The organism is Polaribacter cellanae (genome assembly GCF_017569185.1).
GTDB lineage: Bacteria > Bacteroidota > Bacteroidia > Flavobacteriales > Flavobacteriaceae > Polaribacter > Polaribacter cellanae.
The window spans coordinates 863480-881900 of sequence record NZ_CP071869.1 but is presented as its reverse complement, the minus strand read 5'-3'; the positions used below and the strand labels follow the sequence as shown (position 1 = coordinate 881900).

Sequence of the window (18421 nt, the reverse complement as noted above, 5' to 3'; positions counted from 1 at the left end):
ATTTAGCTATTGAATAAATTATCGATTTCGTGGATTGTTAATGTTTTAAAAGTTGCTTTTCCAAAAGGAGAAATCGTTGGTTCTTTACACGAAAACAAGTCGTTAACCAAACCTTCTTGCTCTTTTTCGGATAATAATGTGCCTGTTTTTATGGACAATGTTTTGGCGAATGATTTTGCCATTACATCAAAATGACTAAAACTCGCATCTGGCACTTCCAAATCGATATCATTTAGCAATTCTTCTAAAATGATGGTAATTTTACTTTCGGTTACCGAAACCGGAATTCCCTTAATGGTTACACTGTCTTTTGTAAATTCATCAAACGAAAAACCTGCATTTTCTAATTCGGTTTTAATCGTGTAAATCATTTCTATTTCTGCAGATGAAAATGCAATTTTCACAGGAAATAATAATTGCTGACTGTTTGCTTCTTTAACGGTAATACTTTCTAAAAATTGTTCGTATAAAACACGTTGGTGTGCCAAAGATTGGTTGATTAAAACCACTCCAGATTTTATGGAACTCAGCACATATTTACGCTGTATTTGAAATGTTTTCTGCGCTTTTGCTTCTTCTTGATGTTGAAACAAATTCTCTTGTGGAGTTTGTTCAATTGTATCTACAGAAGTATATAAAGATTCCCAACTTTGGGTATTTTTCCCTCTTTTAAATGGAAAATTGTTTTCTTTTTTCTGTTCTTCTTTAAACGGATTAAAATCTGGATTTACAGAAATTTTAGGAACACTCGCTTTTTTTCCATTCGATTTAAAACTATAAGGAGTATCTAAATTCGCATCTCTATTAAAATCTAAAACGGGTGCCACATTGTATTGCCCTAAACTGTGCTTTACAGTGGCTCTTAACATGGCATACAATGCTTTTTCGTTATCGAACTTTATTTCGGTTTTTGTAGGGTGAATATTGATGTCAATAGAACTTGTAGGAACCGTTAAATATAAAAAATAGGAGGGATGTGCTCCTTGTTCTAACAAACCATCGAAGGCATTTACAACTGCGTGATTTAAATACGAACTTTTTATAAATCGATCGTTTACAAAAAAGAATTGTTCGCCACGTTTTCGTTTCGAAAATTCTGGTTTTGCAACAAATCCTTCAATTTTAAGAATGTCTGTAGTTTCGTCTATTGGAACTAATTTTTCATTCATTTTAGCTCCAAAAACCGCAACAATTCGTTTTCTAAGATTGCTTCCTTTTAAATGATACACCTCGTTGTTGTTATGGTGTAATAAAAAAGTAATATTTGGATGTGCCAAAGCTACTCTTTGAAACTCGTCTATAATATGTCTTGTTTCAACAGTATCCGATTTTAAAAAATTTCGTCTTGCAGGAATGTTGTAAAACAAGTTTTTAACCGCCAAACTTGTGCCTTCACTTGTAGAAATAAAATCTTGTGCAACAACTTTGCTACCTTCAACTTTAATACAAGTGCCTAATTCTTCGTCTTTTTGCTTCGTTTTTAATTCAACATGCGCAATTGCAGCGATTGAGGCAAGTGCTTCTCCACGAAAACCTTTAGTGCACAAATTAAATAAATCTTCCGCTTTTTGTATTTTAGAGGTTGCATGTCTTTCGAAACACATTCTTGCATCTGTGGCACTCATTCCTTTGCCATTATCTATAACTTGAATTAGCGTTTTACCAGCGTCTTTTAGTAATAATGTAATATTAGTTGCACCAGCATCAATTGCATTTTCTAGCAATTCTTTTACAACAGAAGCTGGACGTTGTACGACCTCTCCTGCTGCAATTTGGTTGGCAACATGATCTGGTAAAAGTTGAATAATGTCTGACATTAATTTCTAGTAAATATGGATAAATCGAAATCGATGATGTATAAAAAAATTAGTACTAAAACAGCAATAATTATTAAAAGTGTTTTGTTTACACTTTTGTCCGAATTTTTTAAATCGTCGAAAGCGTCGTTAAACTTGCCTTTAATTCCTTTATTTTTTCCTGCAGTTTTTCTAAACTGATCTAGTTTGTGCTCGATTTTAAAAGGGTTTCCTTCTCCTTTATAATAACGAGGTTGATAATCAAATTTTTTGTTTGTACGTTTTAAAAATCCCATAGTTTTAGAAATAATTGGTGAATATTAATTCTGATAAATCAATTTCTGTACCAATTTTAAAGCATTTCAAATTTAAAGAAATTAAAGGAATTTCTCAAAGATTGATGCTAAAAGTATTCTTAAATTATTTGTGTAACTTTTTAGTAGAGTTTGCAAAGGAATATTTTATAAAAAACCTTGAAGGAAAGTGAAAAGTTTTAAAAACCAATGTTTTCTTTACTTCTGTTAATGTTTCTTAGAGCCGCCATTTTTACAGCAGCAACAGCACATTCTATTCCTTTATTCCCTAATTTACCACCAGATCTTTCTAAAGATTGTTGTTTGGTATTATCTGTTAAGACACAGAAAATAACAGGAACATCGTATTTTATATTTAAATCTACAATTCCTTGGGTAACGCCTTCACAAACAAAGTCGAAATGTTTGGTTTCACCTTGAATAACATTTCCAATGGCAATAATGGCATCTACTTGTTGCGATTGAATCATTTTTTTGCAACCAAAAACCAATTCGAAACTTCCAGGAACTTCCCAAGAAATAATATTTTCTTTGGAAGCACCACAGTCGATTAAAGTTTCGATTGCTCCTTTTTGTAAGTTTTTTGTAATTTCTGGATTCCATTCAGAAACAACAATCCCAAATCGAAAAGATTTCGCATTTGGGATTGTTGCTTTATCGTAATAAGATAAATTGGTTGTAGCCATAATTTTTAGTTTTCAGTTTTCAGTTGCAGTTTACAGTAAGTTTACTGCTTACTGAGACTGTATACTGCATACTATTTACCAGCGTATTTTGCTGCGTAGATAAATTTCTCTACATCTCTACCTTGATCTGAATTTGGGTAGTTTTCTTTAATTTTTGTGAATAACGACTCAGCTTTATCGAACTTCTTTAATTGCATTGCTGTTTGACCAGCTTTGTATAAATATAAAGGAGTTGTAAATGAATTTTCTTTTTTATTCGCTGCTTTTTCGTAATAATCTAAAGCGTCTTCTGGCTGATTGATATCTGCAAAAGCATCTCCAATGGCACCTAAAGAAACAGGACCTAATAAGGCATCGTTTGAATCGAATTTGTTTAAATACTCAATTGCTTTGTCGTATTTTTTTAATTGTAAATAAGAAACACCAGCATAATAATTCGCTAAGTTTCCAGCATCTGTTCCGCTATAAGAATTTGCAATATCTAAAAAACCATATTTTCCATCTACACCTTCTAAACCTAAGTTTAATAAAGAATCGATTCCAGAACCTGCAGTTGCAGCTTCGTCGAAATATTTTCTTGGAAATGCCAATTCGTTGGAGGCCTCCAATTCATTTGGCTCTACAATATATTTGTTATACCCTAAATAAGCTAAGAAAATAACAACAGCTGCAACTAAAGAGTAAAACAACGGTTTGCTGTTTTTTTCTATCCATTGCTCGGATTTCGAGGCAGTTTCGTCTAAAGTATTAAATACTTCTGCAGTTGTACTCTCCATATTGTCAACATCTTGTTGCTCTTTTTTACCTTCTGGTTTGTATTTCTTCTTGTATGTTGCCATCTTTTACTTAAAAAATTAGTGGCGACAAAAATAGTTTTTTTAATTGGATTTTAAAAGGCAATAATTCGCAAAATTTTCAATAATTTGCAAATCGTTTTTAAGAACATTCTTTATTTATGTATTTACAGAAACTTTCTTTGGTTAATTTTAAAAATATTGAGTCGCAATCTTTTGATTTTCAGCAGAAAATAAATTGTTTTGTGGGCGACAATGGTGTTGGTAAAACCAATGTTTTAGACGCCATTTATTATCTTTCTTTTGCAAAAAGTTACTTTAATTCGGTCGCAATACAAAATATTAGACATGGAGAAGGTTTTTTTATGATAGAAGGAGACTATCTTTTAAAGGATAGAAACGAGAAAATTGTTTGTAGTTTAAAAAAAGGACAAAAGAAGGTTTTAAAAAGAAATGGAAAAAGTTACGATAAGTTTTCGGAACATATTGGGCAATTGCCATTGGTTATTATTTCTCCTGCAGATAGAGATTTGGTTACAGAAGGTAGTGATACTAGAAGAAAATTTATAGATGGTGTAATTTCTCAGCAAAACAAAAAATATTTACAAGATTTAATTGCGTATAATAAGGTGTTGAGTCAGCGAAATGCATTGTTAAAATATTTCGCGGCCAATAGAACGTTCGATGCTTTAAATTTAAGTGTTTATGATGAACAACTTTCTGACTATGGATCTAAAATTTATGAGGTTAGAAAAACTTTTTTAGAGGAATTTATTCCTATTTTTAACCAGAAATATCAAATTATATCAGGAAATAAAGAACGTGTGAATTTAATTTATAAAAGTCAGTTACACGATTTTTCGATGCAAGATTTAATGCGAAAATCTTTAGAGAAAGATAAAATTTTACAATACACAACTTCAGGAATTCATAAAGACGATTTAAGTTTTGAAATAGGAGAGTACCCAATTAAAAAATTTGGTTCGCAAGGACAGCAAAAATCGTATTTAATTGCTTTAAAGTTGGCGCAGTTTGATTTTATTAAACAACAATCGGAAGTAATTCCTATTTTATTATTGGACGATATTTTCGATAAATTAGATGAAAACAGAGTTTTACAAATTATAGAATTGGTAAATAACGACGAATTCGGACAAATTTTTATTACAGATACGCATTCTGAAAGAACAGAGAATATTGTGAAGCAGAGTAATAAACCTTATCAGATTTTTAAGCTTTAGTTGGAAGTTAGAAGCTGGAAGTTTGAAGTTCAATTGGATTTTTTTTTCGAAAATTCGCAGATTGGCAAAGAATTATTTTTTTAAGTCGCTAAGTTTTTTAATTTTTATCTAATATCTAATATCTAATATCTAATATCTAATATCTAATATCTAATATCTAATATCTAATATCTAATATCTAATATCTAATATCTAATATCTACAACTAATTCATGTCAAAAAGAGAAAACGATTCTTTTTCGGTAAAAGATTTAATGCAGAGTTTTATCAAAGAAAATAATTTAAGCAAAGGAATGCAAAAAATTAAAGTGGAAGAAACCTGGACAAAAATGATGGGGCAAGGAGTTGCAACGCATACAACTTCTGTAAAACTTCAAAATAAAACGTTGATAATTAATTTAACTTCTTCTGTTTTGCGTGAAGAGTTGAGTTATGGGAAAGAAAAAATTATAAAAATGATGAATGAAGAATTGGGTGACGAAGTTGTGGGAAAATTGATGTTGGTGTAAAATTTAAACTAGCTTTTAAAGTTTTTGAATATGTTTATTTTAAAAACAAATAACGATATTTGTGCTAATCTGTGAAACCTGTCTCATCTTAATAATTTATGATTGAAACATTGATCTCCTTTATTTTAGCGACTTCTGTTCTTGCAGTTTCTCCAGGGCCAGACAATATTTTTGTGTTAACACAAAGTATTGTAAATGGAAGAAAATATGGTTTGGCAACTGTTTTTGGATTGATGACAGGTTGTATCATTCATACTACATTGGTTGCATTTGGAGTTTCCACAATCATCAAAGAAAATGAGAATTTATTTCTAATTATTAAAATTTTAGGTGCGAGTTATTTGTTGTATTTGGCATATCGTGTTTACAAAAGTGATTCAGAAATTTTAATTTCTACAGAAAATGTAACACAAAAAAGTACGTTTCAGTTGTTTAAAACGGGTTTTTTAATGAATGTTTTAAATCCGAAAGTAACCATTTTCTTTTTGGCATTTTTTCCTCAGTTTTTATTTTCTTCAGAAATGTCTACCATTTTACAATTTTATATTTTAGGCTTCCATTTTATCTTAGTTTCTTTTATTGTTTTTGGAAGTATTGCTGTTCTTGCTGGAAAAGTATCTATTTATTTAAAAGAACACAAAAAAACAGGTTTGTATTTAAAATGGGCACAAATTATTGTTTTTGTAGCGATTTCGGTTTTAATATTAATCTAAATAATTAAGCGAACACCACCTAGTTCTTCAATTCTATAAGGAAATTTTTTATCTAAAGAACCAATAAACATAAAGTTGATAGGGATTTGCCATTTTTCTGAAAGTTCTCTTATTAATTGCGGGTTGAATTCACCATCAATCTTTACAAGTTCAATTTCAATATCTGGATACTCTCTGTTTAAGAAATCTATTTCTTGTTCTAAATTTTTGTTATAGACATTTTCTTTTCCAACAACTGTTACAATTTTTATTTTTTTTGTGTGTTCGTTTTTAGAAATGTACAACATTACCTTATTTAGGGTTGCAATACTGTCTCCTCTCGTAAAAAACACAAATTCTTGGTCGTTTATGGTGTCAATTACTTTTTGAATATGCTTGTCTGATTTTTCAACAAATCTTCGAATTGGAATAAAAAAAGAATCTATTAGTTTTAAAACTAACTTTAATAAAAAAGTTCTATTTAACATTATTACAATTAGAGAAATGGTAGGTATAAAATAATATAGAAAAACGGTTATATTACTTGGTAAATCTTCTTTTGCTGGCATTAAGATGTTTCCAAAAAGCGCAATTAAAACTGCTCCAATGGCTATAAACACTGCTAGCCAAGAAGCTCTTTCTGGTCTTGGTAATTGGCTTCTTTTTACTTTCAATAAAATATTTCCAATTCCAAATAAAGCCATTACAGATAAGAATGAAATAGTATAAACACCCGCTAATAACTTTACATTTCCTTTTGTTATTAGTAAAACTGAAACAGATAACAGTAGAAAAATAATAATAATTCTATAAGAACTTCCTTTTTTGTTTTTTTTCAAGAAAAATGGTGGAATTATTCTATCTAAGGCCATTCTTTCTAAGAGTCCTGTTACACCTACAAAAGAGGTTAAAACAGCACCACTTAACACTAAAAAGGCATCAATGGCAATTAGATATGCAATCGATTCTCCACCAACATGTTTTCCCATTTTTATTAATAATGTATTTTGATATTCATCCGTTTGCAACACAGGAATTGTAAATAAAGCCAATGCAAAGACGGCCATTAAAGGATTTATAATACTTACAATGGACCACATATTTTTAAGCGTTTTTGGAAAAACACCTCTTTTTTGTTCTTCAACAAAATTTGCAGAGCTTTCAAAACCAGAAACCCCTAACATAGAAGCTGCAAAACCTAAGAAAATAGCGTTTGTAATGCTTCCATCTTTTAAAGGGAAATTCCAATTATCTATAAACGTAGGAATTCCATTTTCAGTAAAATAGTAAATAATAAAACCACTTAATATTACTAAAGAAGTTAAATGAAAAAGAAAAATACCAACTGCTACTTTTGCAGATTCAGAAATACCACCAATTACTAAAAAAGCAAACAACGCCAATAATATTATAGTTGCAATTATTATGGGCATAGATGGTATTATATAATGTAAATAATGGATTGCTTCATTTGCAGAAATAACAGCAGTTGCCATGTAAGATAATAGTGTAAGTGTTGCAGCAAAAGAGGCTGTAGATTTACTTGTTGTATTTAAAAGCGCATTATAAGCACCTCCATTTAAAGGTAGTGCACCAACAACTTCTCCATAAATTTTTCTAAATAAAAATAAGACAAAAGATACGATTAAAAGTGTAATCCAAGCATACTGACCAGCAAAGGCAATTGCTAAAGCAGATACATACAAAACAGAAGAACTAATATCGTTACCACAGATTGCTGTCGCAGATAGTTCGCTTAATTTTTTATTATTTTTCATTTTATTTACTTATTGTGTATATTTTAATTTTTAGAAAATTTCCAAGCGCCAAAACTTAGCAAAGCATATAATAAAAGTATTACTAACATTTGTTTCCATTCATTGGTAAATTCGTAATAAAGGATTAAAAAACCACCAATACTTAAACCTATAATAGAAATTATAGTTATAAGAGTAGAAGAGTTTGTTTTATCTCTAATTTTATAATTTGCAATAGCCATTAACAAAGAAACTAAGAGGAAAGTAACACTACCAAATTCTAATATTAACTCCAATCCACCAACTGTAATTAATATACAAGCTAATAAAGCCATAGCAATAATAGAATTTTGTGGGCTTCCATTTTTTCGAACAGCTAAAATTTTAGGAAAATAACCATCTTTAGCTACGACAGACATTTGTCTGGAAGAGCCAAAAATAGTTCCACTAATGGCACTACTAGTTGCTAAAAGTGCTCCTAAAATAACCAAGTTTGTTCCTATATTACCTAAAACGGTTCCTGCTCCAGAGGCCAAAGCAAATTCCTTATTTTTAATAATTTCTTCTTTAGGAATTGCAAACAAAGCCCCAATAGAAATTACAACATAAATTAATATTGCCAATGCAATCGCACTATAAATAGCTCTTGGAATATTTTTTTTTGGATTTGTCATTTCTCCAACTGCGTTTATTACCAATTGGAAGCCTTCATAAGCAACAAAAGTTAGAGAAGCAACAATTAAGATGGAAAACATGTTCGATTTTTCGAAATCTACAGACATATTTTCTACAAAAGTGCCAAAATCTGTATTTCCATGAGTTATTAATATAATTGATATAATTGTTAAAATAACGAGTTTTGTATAGACCATTAAATCTTCAATTTTACCCATTCCATTTACACTCCATATATTTATAAATGTAAAAATACCAATAACTGCAATTGCGATTCCTTTACGAACCCAAATATTGTTTGCAAAATCGCTGCTACTAATAGCATAAGAAGAAAATGTGTATGCATATAAGGCTAATGTACTTATATAGCCAAAAATAATAAACCAACCAATAGCAGATGCAGAAAAACTTGAGTTTGGGTATGTGTGTTTAAAAAAAGAGTACGTAGCACCTTCATCTTTATAATACAAACCAAGTTTCACGTAAGAATATGCTGCTAAAGAAGCAATTAAACCGCCAACAATTATGGCAATTGGAGTTAAACTACCAATCATAGAAACAGAAATTCCAAGAACTGTAAAGATGCCACCACCAACCATTCCTCCTAAAGCAATGGCAATAAGCTCTACCAAACCTAAATTTTTATTTCTTTTTCTATGTTGAGTCATTCTTATTTTTTAGAATACTTAACTATAATGTTTTTCTAAACATATAAACTCTACTTATTTTAACAAATTACGATTAAAATATACTTTAAATAGAGAAAAACGATTAGTAATTATAAACAAAGTAAAAAGTAGTAGCCCTGTAATAAAACTAAATTGTAACTCCACAGTTAAGTTTCTAAAAATAGATTTACTTATTTGAAAAACAGCAATTAAGCCTAAGTTAATTTTGTTTTCTACAAACCAAAGAGGTGTGTAGAAAAACTGGGCAGTAACAATAACTTGTAAAGTATGTTTTTTAACATTCATTATAGAATTGCAAAAGTACCAAAAAGCAATTAATAAATTCAATAAAAATTTTAGAACTACAGTAGTTTCTGTATATTTGAATTCATGAAAAAAGTTAAAATTATAGAATGTCCAAGAGACGCAATGCAAGGAATAAAATCTCATTTTATTTCTACAGAGAAAAAAGCATTGTATATCAATTCACTTTTAAAAGTTGGGTTCGACACGATTGATTTTGGCAGTTTCGTTTCGCCCAAAGCGATTCCGCAAATGCGAGATACAGCAGCTGTTTTAGCGAAATTAGATTTGTCTAAAACAAATAGTAAATTATTGGCAATTATCGCAAATGTAAGAGGAGCAGAAGATGCCTCTAAATTCGAAGAAATTGATTATTTGGGCTATCCCTTCTCTATTTCCGAAAACTTTCAAATGCGAAATACGCATAAAACCATTGCAGAATCGATAGAAACTTTAGACAAAATTCTAACAATTGCAGATAAAACGAATAAGAAAGTGGTTGCTTATTTATCTATGGGGTTTGGAAATCCTTATGGAGATCCTTGGAATGTAGAAATTGTAGGAAATTGGACAGAGAAATTGGCCAAAATGGGTGTGAAAATATTATCATTATCAGATACTGTTGGTAGTTCTACACCAAAAGTGATTGACTATTTATTTTCCAACTTAATTCCACAGTACCCACAAATAGAATTTGGTGCACATTTACATACGACTCCAAATAAATGGCACGAAAAAGTAGATGCCGCTTTTAAAGCAGGCTGCAATAGATTCGATGGAGCAATAAAAGGGTATGGAGGTTGCCCAATGGCAAAAGACGAGTTGACTGGAAATATGCCAACTGAAAAATTAGTTAGTTATTTTACAGCACAAAAAGCAGATACCAATATAAAACCCATGAGTTTCGAGAGTGCTTATAATAAGGCTTTAGAGGTTTTTATGTAGTTGTTATTTACCTTGTTAATTTATATTAATTAAAGTTTTTATTTGTTTTATGAAAAATAATATTCTATATTTTTTAATTTCTTTTTTAGTACTTATAACAGCCTGTTCTTCAGTAAAAAACGCAACAAAAGAAGATGGTAAAATAGATTTTACGTTTCTGCAATTAAACGACGTGTACGAAATTTCACCCATTCAAGGAGGCGAATTTGGTGGCATGGCAAGAGTAGAAACTGTACATAAGAATTTACTAAAAGAAAACAAAAATACACTGCTTTTTATGGCAGGAGATTTTTTAAATCCGTCTTTAATTGGAACGCTAAAAGTCAATGGAGAAAGAGTTCGTGGAAAACAAATGGTAGAAGTTATGAATGCCATGAATTTCGATTTGGTCGCTTTCGGAAATCACGAATTCGATTTATCGCAACAAAATCTTCAAAAACGTTTAAACGAAAGTAATTTCCCTTGGATTTCTGCCAATGTGAAACTAAAAACTAAAGAAACTGTTATTCCTTTTTATAAAGAACAAAATGGAATTAAAACACCAGTAAATAAAACGTTTATAAGAGAATTAGTAGATGCAGATGGTACAAAAATAAAGATAGGTTTTATAAGTGTTTGCATTCCATCTAACCCAAAAGATTATGTGGAATATGGAAATATGATCCTCAAAGCAAAAGAATCTTATAATTCCATAAAAGACAGTGTAGCTATAGTTTTTGGGTTGACGCATGTAAAATTAATGCACGATAAGAGAATCGCCAAATTACTACCAAATGTTCCTTTAATTATGGGAGGTCATGAACACACCAATAGTAATAATTTTGTGGGCAATGTTCAAATTTCGAAAGCAGATGCAAATGCAAAAACCGTATATATTCATCGTATTTCTTACGATAAAAAAACAAAGAAAACCATTGTAAAATCTGAATTGAAAGAAATCAATAAAACGATTGAAACAGACGAAAATGTAGGTGGAATCGTAGATAAATGGGAAAACATTTTAAATGCAAAAATTAAAGATGTTATTAAAAATCCGGAAGAGATAATTTATAAAACAACCATCCCTTTAGATGGTAGAGACAGTAATATTAGAAGCAAACCAACCAATTTAGGGCAAATTATTACCAAAGCAATGTCTTTTGCTTATAATGATAAAATTGATGGTGCCATTGTAAATGGAGGTTCTATTCGAATTGACGATCAGTTGGTTGGTAATATTACACCCGTAGATATTTTTAGAGTTTTGCCTTATGGTGGAGACATTGTAAAAGTAGAATTGAAAGGAAGTCTGCTAAAAAGAGTCTTAGATTATGGAAAAAAGGCGAAGGGAACAGGCGCATATTTACATATACATAATATTGAATTCAAAAACAATACTTGGTGGATTAATAACAATCATATAAATTCTTCTCTTACATACACAATCGCTTTTTCCGATTATTTGTTAAAAGGATTCGACATTCCTTTTTTATCAAATAAAAGTAACGAGGTTTTGTCTATTTATCATCCTAAAAAAGAAGAACTCGCACACGATATTCGAAAAGCTGTGGTAGCATATCTAAAAAAGCAATAATTTTAATTTCTCATTTTCAATAACATATAAGTATTTTTATTTTCTTATTTTAATTTATTCTAAATAAACTTTGCAAAACTCAATTTGAGTCTTATATTTGCTAAAAAATAAAATATTATTTATAGTTAATCTTAATAAAAATGAAAAAAGTATTCGTATCCTTAGCTGTAGTTGCAAGTTTAGTTTCTTGTAAGAAAGCTGAAAAAGATTTACCAAAAACGGTAGCTCCTAAAACCTATAGTTTTGAAAGAAATGGAAAATCTACAGTAAACTTTAATGGGCAAACCACCAGAATTAAAATGGCAGTAGAATTTGTTGCAGCATTAAAGAAAACGACAGAAACAGAAACCACTTTAGATGCTAAATTTGCACATACTGCTGGTAATGCAGATTTTTCTGATGCAGATTTAAACGCATCTTCAAAAAATATTCGTAGTAAAGTTGCGGCTTCAAAAGATTTTTTCTCAGCCAATTCTACAGATGCAACAGCAATTAAAAATCAGTTCGATGGTTGGATTGCTGCACAAGTTTCAGAAGTTTTTCCTAATTGGAACACAGATGCTGCTGCAGGAGTTGCTGGTAAAATTCAGCAAGCTGGAGGTGGTTCTACACGTTACGTAAATAAAAAAGGGGTAGAGTACAATCAATTAATTGCAAAAAGTTTAATTGGTGGTTTAATGGTCGATCAAATTTTAAACAATTATTTAAGTAAAGCTGTTTTAGACGAAGCTACAAATATAGCCGACAATAATGGAGGTGTTACTGCAAGTGGTAAAAACTACACAACAATGGAGCACAAATGGGATGAGGCTTTTGGTTATTTATATGGAGCTGAAGACGATATTACTGCCCCAGTTTTAGGTAAAGACAGTTTTTTAAATAAGTATTTAAGTAGAGTAGAAGGAGATGCAGATTTTGCAGGAATTTCTAAAGCTATTTACGATGCTTTTAAATTAGGAAGAGCCGCAATCGTTGCTAAAGATTATAATACAAGAAATGCACAAGCAGAAATTTTAAGAGAAAAAATATCTGAAATTATAGGAGTTAGAGCTGTATATTATTTACAACAAGGTAAAGGTAAGTTAGCTACAGATAAGGCAGCTGCTTTTCATGATTTGTCTGAAGGTTTAGGATTTGTATATAGTTTACAATTTACAAGAAAACCAAATTCATCAGAATCTTATTTTACAAAAGCAGAAGTTGATACCTTTATGGATACTTTATTAAAAGATAATGGTTTTTGGGATGTTTCTGGAGCTACTTTAGATCAAATATCGAATAGCATTGCTGGAAAATTCAACTTTACATTAGCGCAAGCAGCCAATTAAAATATTATTAAATATTCGTAGTAAAAAGCGGTTAATTTAACCGCTTTTTACTACTTTTGTATCTTTATTTAGAATAAATAGAAATAAGATGTTTAAAAAAATTAGTTTACTTTTTGTAGCCGCAATTATTTTTAATTCCTGTAGTTCTGGAGAAGAAGGTGGGGTTGAAGTCAAAGATAATTTTGATAGAAAAATAATGCTTACAAATATAGCAGATAACATTATTACTCCTTCTTATGATGAATTTGCCAGCAAAATGAAATCTTTAAAATCTATTGGAGATACGTTTATAAACAATCCTACACAAACAACATTAGAAGATTTAAGAGTAGCTTGGTTGGAAGCTTACAAAAAGTGGCAATATATAGAAATGTATAATATTGGTAAAGCAGAAGAAATTCAATATTCTTTCTATATGAATGTATATCCGCTTACTGTTGCAGATGTTGAAAGTAATATTTCTTCAGGAAGTTACGATTTAAACAGTGCTAACAATCATGATGCACAAGGTTTTCCTGCTTTAGACTATTTATTATACGGTGTTGGTGATAATGATAACGAGATTTTAGCAAAATTTACTACTGCAACTAACAACGATAAGTATAAAAAGTATTTAACAGATGTATTAAACCAAATGAACAACTTGACTAAAGATGTTGTTGCTAAATTTAAAGCTAATAGAAATACTTTTGTTAACAACTTAGAAAGAACTTCATCTGGTACTTTTAATAAAATTATTAATGATTATGTTTTTTTCTTCGAAAAAGGAGTAAGAACAAACAAATTTGGAATTCCTGCTGGTATTTTCTCTACAAATCCACTGCCAGAAAAAGTAGAAGCTGTTTATAAAAAAGATGTATCTAAAACATTAGCATTAGAAGCATTAACAGCGGTTGAAAACCTTTTTAATGGAAATGGTAGTATCAGTTTTAAAGACTATTTGTTGGCTTTAGATAGACGAGATTTAGCTACCAAAATAGAAGCTCAGTTTGCTACTGCAAAAATAAAAATTAATAGTCTAAATACAGATTTCTCAGCGCAAATTATATCAGACAATTCCAAAATGTTAAATGCTTATGACGAGTTACAAAAAGCAATTATTTTATTAAAAGTAGATATGATGCAGACATTTAATATACCTTTAGATGATGGCTATGTAGATAATGATGGCGATTAATTATAAAGTTATTAAGTATGTCTCCTCAAGGTTACCAAAATAAAAAAGGAAAGTAGCGAATACAATTCTTGAGGGTTTGTTTACTTGTAAGCTATCAACAAAAACAAGTCTCGACTGTGCTCGACCATACATACAGAAAGCTTTATTTTTTAGGTAGGTTTTTATGAAAAACAATTATTTTTCCTACAATTTTAACGCCCAAACAAAAGCAGCGCCTTTAGCCGTTTTTCGTTTATTTTTTGGGTTGATGATGTTTGGAAGTATCGTTCGTTTTTGGGCAAATGGTTGGATTGATAAACTTTACATACAGCCAAATTTTTTCTTTTCTTATTACGGTTTCGAATGGATAAAACCATTAGGAAACTATACATATCTTCTTTTTTTAATCTGTGGAATTTCTGCTCTTTCTGTGGCATTTGGCTATAAATATCGCTTGGCAATTACTACTTTTTTTCTATCATTTACCTATATAGAATTGATGGATAAAACGACCTACCTAAATCACTATTATTTTATAAGTGTTTTAAGTTTTTTATTGATTTTTTTACCTGCAAACGCCTATTTTTCAGTAGATGCTTACAATAAGAAAAAGCAGTTTAGTTTTGTGCCAAAATGGACAATAGATAGCATTAAAATAGTTTTAGGAATCGTATATTTTTATGCAGGATTGGCAAAAATAAATTCCGATTGGTTGTTTAGAGCAATGCCCTTAAAAATTTGGTTGCCCTCTAAATACGATTTACCATTTATTGGAGAAACCATTATGCAACAAGATTGGTTTTTTTATGCGATGAGTTGGGCTGGAATGTTATACGATTTGGCAATTCCGTTTTTGTTATTGTATAAAAGAACACGTTTGTTTGCCTTTTTTATGGTGGTGTTTTTCCACGTTTTTACAAGAGTATTGTTTCCAATAGGTATGTTCCCTTTTATAATGATTGTTTCTACCTTGGTCTTTTTTGATGCAAGTTTGCATGAAAAAATCATCCACTTTATTCGTAAATATATTTTAAAAACGAAAACGATTGTTCAAGATCTTAAAGAATATCATTTTCCAAAAGCAAAAAGAAAAGGGATTTTACTAATTATCGGTGCATTTTTACTACTACAAATAGTAATTCCTTGGCGTTATTTATTATATCCTGGAGAATTATTTTGGACGGAAGAAGGCTATCGTTTTTCTTGGCGAGTCATGTTAATGGAAAAAGCAGGCAGCACAAATTTTAAAATCGTAAATCTAAAAACTGGGAGCTCTTTTATGGTCGATAATACCGATTTTTTAACGTCTTTTCAGGAAAAACAAATGAGTTTTCAACCAGATTTTATCTTGGAATATGCACACTATTTAGGAGACCATTTTACAAAACAAGGGCATGAAAATGTGGGTGTTTTTGTAGAAAGTTATGTCGCTTTAAATGGAAGAATGAGTACAAAATACATCAACTCTAAAGTTGATTTATATCAGCAAAAACAATCGTTTAAACATAGAGAATGGGTGTTGCCATTTTCATCAGAAATAAAAATAAAAGGAATTTAAAATGATAAAAAACAAGATAGTTTTAGCATTTTTCTTAGGATTTCAATTCTTGGGATTCAGCCAGTATAAAGTTACAGGAACTGTTGTTTCAGAAGAAAATAATCCCATAAACAAAGTCGAAATTTATAACGAAACAGGTGTTTTATTAGCCCAAACAGGAGTTTTAGGAAAATTTTCTTTTACGACAGAAGCACAAGAAATTCCGTTGATATTTTACATCGAAAATTACCGATTAAAAAACGTCTATTTAAAATCAGATAATTATGTAAACGTAAAAGTCGTTTTAGAATCCTTTTCAGAAGAATTATCAGAAATTCAAATTAGAGCAAGAAAAGAAAGAGTTTTTGAATTGAAACGTTTAAAAGATGTTGTTGGAACTTCCATTTTTGCAGGAAAGAAAACCGAAGTTATTTTGGTAAATCAATCTACCGCAAATTTAGCCTCAAATAATGCGCGTCAGATTTTCAACCAAATTGCAGGTTTAAACATTTACCAAAATGATGATGCTGGTTTGCAATTAAACATTGGTGGTCGTGGTTTAGACCCCAATAGAACTGCCAATTTTAATACCCGACAAAATGGGTATGATATTAGTGCAGATGTTTTAGGGTATCCAGAAAGTTATTATACACCTGCAGCAGAAGGCTTAGACGAAATTCAGGTAATTAGAGGAGCTGCCTCTTTGCAATATGGAACGCAATTTGGAGGACTTGTAAACTTTGTAACTAAGAAACCAAATGCAAATGAAGCTTTCGAGGTTATCACTAGAAACACAGCAGGAAGTTATGGTTTGTACACAAATTTTACGAGTGTAAGTGGTACCAAAGGAAAATTTTCTTACTATTCTTATATCAACTATAAGAAAGGAGATGGGTTTAGACCCAACTCTAATTTCAATTCTAAAAATGCCTTTGTTCATGTAGCATATAAGCCAAGTGATAAAAATGTTTTTAGTGCAGAGTTAACCTATTTAGATTATTTGGCACAACAAGGAGGAGGTTTAACCGATCAAATGTTTAGAGAAAATCCGTACCAAAGCAATCGAAAAAGAAATTGGTTTCAGGTAAATTGGTTGTTGTATAATTTAAAATGGGAGCATACTTTTTCAGAAAAAACAAATTTTTCTTTCAACTTTTTTGGGTTGAATGCTTTAAGAGATGCCTTAGGGTTTCGAACGAATAGAGTAAATCAAGTAGATCCAGGAAACGAAAGAGATTTAATAAAAGGAACTTTTAAAAACTTTGGTTTCGAATCGAGATTGGTACATAAATACAGCGTTTTTAATAAAAAAGGAACGTTCTTAATTGGTTCAAAATTTTACAAAGCAGAAAATACCAATATGCAAGGCCCAGGTTCAAATGGTTCGGATGCAGATTTTTCGATGAAATTAGATCAATATCCTAACTATCCAAGACAATCGAATAGTACGTTTCCGAATTTGAACGTGTCTTTATTTGGAGAAAATATTTTTTATATAAATGAGAATTTTTCAATTACTCCAGGCTTTCGGTTCGAATATATAAACACACAAAGAGACGAGATTATTAAAGATATAGTTTTGGATCAAGCTTTAAATGTTATCAACGAAAATTTAAGAGACGAAGAAGAAACCAACGAAAGAAATTTCTTTCTTTTTGGTGTGGGAACAAGCTATAAGTTGAATAGATCACTAGAGTTTTATGGAAATATTTCTCAGAATTATCGTTCTGTAACTTTTTCTGATATTAGTACTGCAAACCCAGCTTTCGAAATTTCGCCAGATATTACAGATGAAAAAGGATTTACTGTAGATGCTGGTTTGCGTGGAAATTATAAGAATTATTTTTCTTACGATGCCAACGTTTTTGGGTTGTTTTATAATGATAGAATTAATATTTACACACGATCAGATGGAAAAGCAGAAAGAGACAATATTGGTGATGCCAGAATTTTAGGAATAGAGAGTTTAATCGATTTTAATGTGAAGAAAATTTTCGAAATGAATCAAGATTATATCCTTAACTATTTTATCAATTCTTCCTTTATTACTTCAGAATATACAAGTTCAGAAAAAAGTGGAGTGGTGGGTAATGAAGTTGAATTTATACCAAATGTAAATTTAAAAACGGGTATTCGTTTTGGGTATAAAAATTTCTTATCGAGCATTCAATATTCGTATTTGTCGAGTCAGTTTTCAGACGCAACCAACGCCAAAGGCGGAAGCATTAGTGGCGTAACAGGAGAAATACCTGCTTACGATATTTTAGACCTTTCTTTATCTTATAAATACCGATTCTTAAAATTAGAAACAGGCGTAAATAACTTGTTAAACAACGCCTATTTTACCAGAAGAGCAACAGGATATCCTGGGCCAGGAATTATACCATCTGCTCCAAGAAATTACTATGTGACGTTAGAAGTTAAGTTTTAGTTTTTATGTTCAAGTT

At 30.5% G+C, this 18421-nt stretch carries 16 protein-coding genes; 9 read left to right on the top strand and 7 right to left on the bottom strand.

Annotation, left to right across the window (positions count from 1 at the left end; genetic code table 11):
- Positions 1 to 2: 2 nt before the first annotated feature.
- The 4 genes from mutL to J3359_RS04075 form a co-directional block, all read right to left on the bottom strand.
- Complete coding sequence (gene mutL, locus J3359_RS04090; protein WP_208079479.1) at positions 3 to 1817, bottom strand: DNA mismatch repair endonuclease MutL; 1815 nt, start codon at positions 1815 to 1817, stop codon at positions 3 to 5.
- Positions 1817 to 2092, bottom strand: a complete 276-nt coding sequence (locus tag J3359_RS04085) for a riboflavin synthase subunit beta (protein WP_208079478.1) — start codon at positions 2090 to 2092, stop codon at positions 1817 to 1819. The genes mutL and J3359_RS04085 overlap by 1 nt, the downstream gene beginning before the upstream one ends.
- 197 nt (positions 2093 to 2289) lie before the next feature.
- Positions 2290 to 2796: a 6,7-dimethyl-8-ribityllumazine synthase gene (ribH, locus tag J3359_RS04080; RefSeq protein ID WP_208079477.1), complete on the bottom strand. Its 507-nt coding sequence runs from the start codon at positions 2794 to 2796 to the stop codon at positions 2290 to 2292.
- 71 nt (positions 2797 to 2867) lie between these two features.
- Positions 2868 to 3635 (bottom strand): tetratricopeptide repeat protein, encoded by a 768-nt coding sequence (locus J3359_RS04075; RefSeq protein ID WP_208079476.1) that lies wholly within the window; start codon positions 3633 to 3635, stop codon positions 2868 to 2870.
- Positions 3636 to 3751: 116 nt separating this feature from the next.
- On the opposite strand from J3359_RS04075, the gene recF reads away from it, so the two are divergent.
- The 3 genes from recF to J3359_RS04060 all read left to right on the top strand — a co-directional run bounded on the left by recF (position 3752) and on the right by J3359_RS04060 (position 6053).
- The gene (gene recF / locus J3359_RS04070) at positions 3752 to 4831 is read left to right on the top strand and encodes a DNA replication/repair protein RecF (protein ID WP_208079475.1); all 1080 of its coding nucleotides are present in this window, start codon (positions 3752 to 3754) and stop codon (positions 4829 to 4831) included.
- 212 nt (positions 4832 to 5043) lie between these two features.
- Entirely contained in the window at positions 5044 to 5340 is a 297-nt protein-coding gene (locus tag J3359_RS04065) for a DciA family protein (RefSeq protein ID WP_208079474.1), read from the top strand.
- Positions 5341 to 5438: 98 nt separating this feature from the next.
- Positions 5439 to 6053: a LysE family translocator gene (locus J3359_RS04060; RefSeq protein WP_208079473.1), complete on the top strand. Its 615-nt coding sequence runs from the start codon at positions 5439 to 5441 to the stop codon at positions 6051 to 6053.
- On the opposite strand, the gene J3359_RS04055 is transcribed toward J3359_RS04060, so the two are convergent.
- The 3 genes from J3359_RS04055 to J3359_RS04045 are packed head-to-tail and all read right to left on the bottom strand — an operon-like array spanning position 6050 to position 9438.
- A complete protein-coding gene (locus tag J3359_RS04055; protein ID WP_208079472.1) occupies positions 6050 to 7810 on the bottom strand; it encodes an APC family permease in 1761 nt (586 codons plus the stop codon). The two genes, J3359_RS04060 and J3359_RS04055, sit on opposite strands and share 4 nt — an antisense overlap.
- A gap of 23 nt (positions 7811 to 7833) precedes the next feature.
- Positions 7834 to 9132, bottom strand: coding sequence for an APC family permease (locus J3359_RS04050; protein WP_208079471.1), 1299 nt, complete (start codon positions 9130 to 9132; stop codon positions 7834 to 7836).
- Between the two features lie 54 nt (positions 9133 to 9186).
- Positions 9187 to 9438 carry a hypothetical protein gene (locus J3359_RS04045; RefSeq protein WP_208079470.1) on the bottom strand — a complete coding sequence of 84 codons (252 nt, stop codon included), beginning with the start codon at positions 9436 to 9438 and terminating at the stop codon, positions 9187 to 9189.
- Positions 9439 to 9522: 84 nt separating this feature from the next.
- Between J3359_RS04045 and J3359_RS04040 the strand changes: the two genes are divergently transcribed.
- From J3359_RS04040 to J3359_RS04015, 6 genes are all read left to right on the top strand, one after another.
- Complete coding sequence (locus J3359_RS04040; RefSeq protein ID WP_208079469.1) at positions 9523 to 10380, top strand: hydroxymethylglutaryl-CoA lyase; 858 nt, start codon at positions 9523 to 9525, stop codon at positions 10378 to 10380.
- A 49-nt stretch (positions 10381 to 10429) separates the two neighbouring features.
- Positions 10430 to 11953, top strand: coding sequence for a bifunctional metallophosphatase/5'-nucleotidase (locus J3359_RS04035; protein ID WP_208079468.1), 1524 nt, complete (start codon positions 10430 to 10432; stop codon positions 11951 to 11953).
- A gap of 140 nt (positions 11954 to 12093) precedes the next feature.
- On the top strand, positions 12094 to 13281 hold the full coding sequence (locus J3359_RS04030) for a DUF4856 domain-containing protein (protein WP_208079467.1): 1188 nt from the start codon (positions 12094 to 12096) through the stop codon (positions 13279 to 13281).
- Positions 13282 to 13369: 88 nt separating this feature from the next.
- On the top strand, positions 13370 to 14458 hold the full coding sequence (locus tag J3359_RS04025; RefSeq protein ID WP_208079466.1) for an imelysin family protein: 1089 nt from the start codon (positions 13370 to 13372) through the stop codon (positions 14456 to 14458).
- A 163-nt stretch (positions 14459 to 14621) separates the two neighbouring features.
- Positions 14622 to 15995: an HTTM domain-containing protein gene (locus tag J3359_RS04020; protein WP_208079465.1), complete on the top strand. Its 1374-nt coding sequence runs from the start codon at positions 14622 to 14624 to the stop codon at positions 15993 to 15995.
- Position 15996: 1 nt separating this feature from the next.
- Positions 15997 to 18405: a TonB-dependent receptor family protein gene (locus tag J3359_RS04015; protein WP_208079464.1), complete on the top strand. Its 2409-nt coding sequence runs from the start codon at positions 15997 to 15999 to the stop codon at positions 18403 to 18405.
- Positions 18406 to 18421 lie beyond the last annotated feature (16 nt).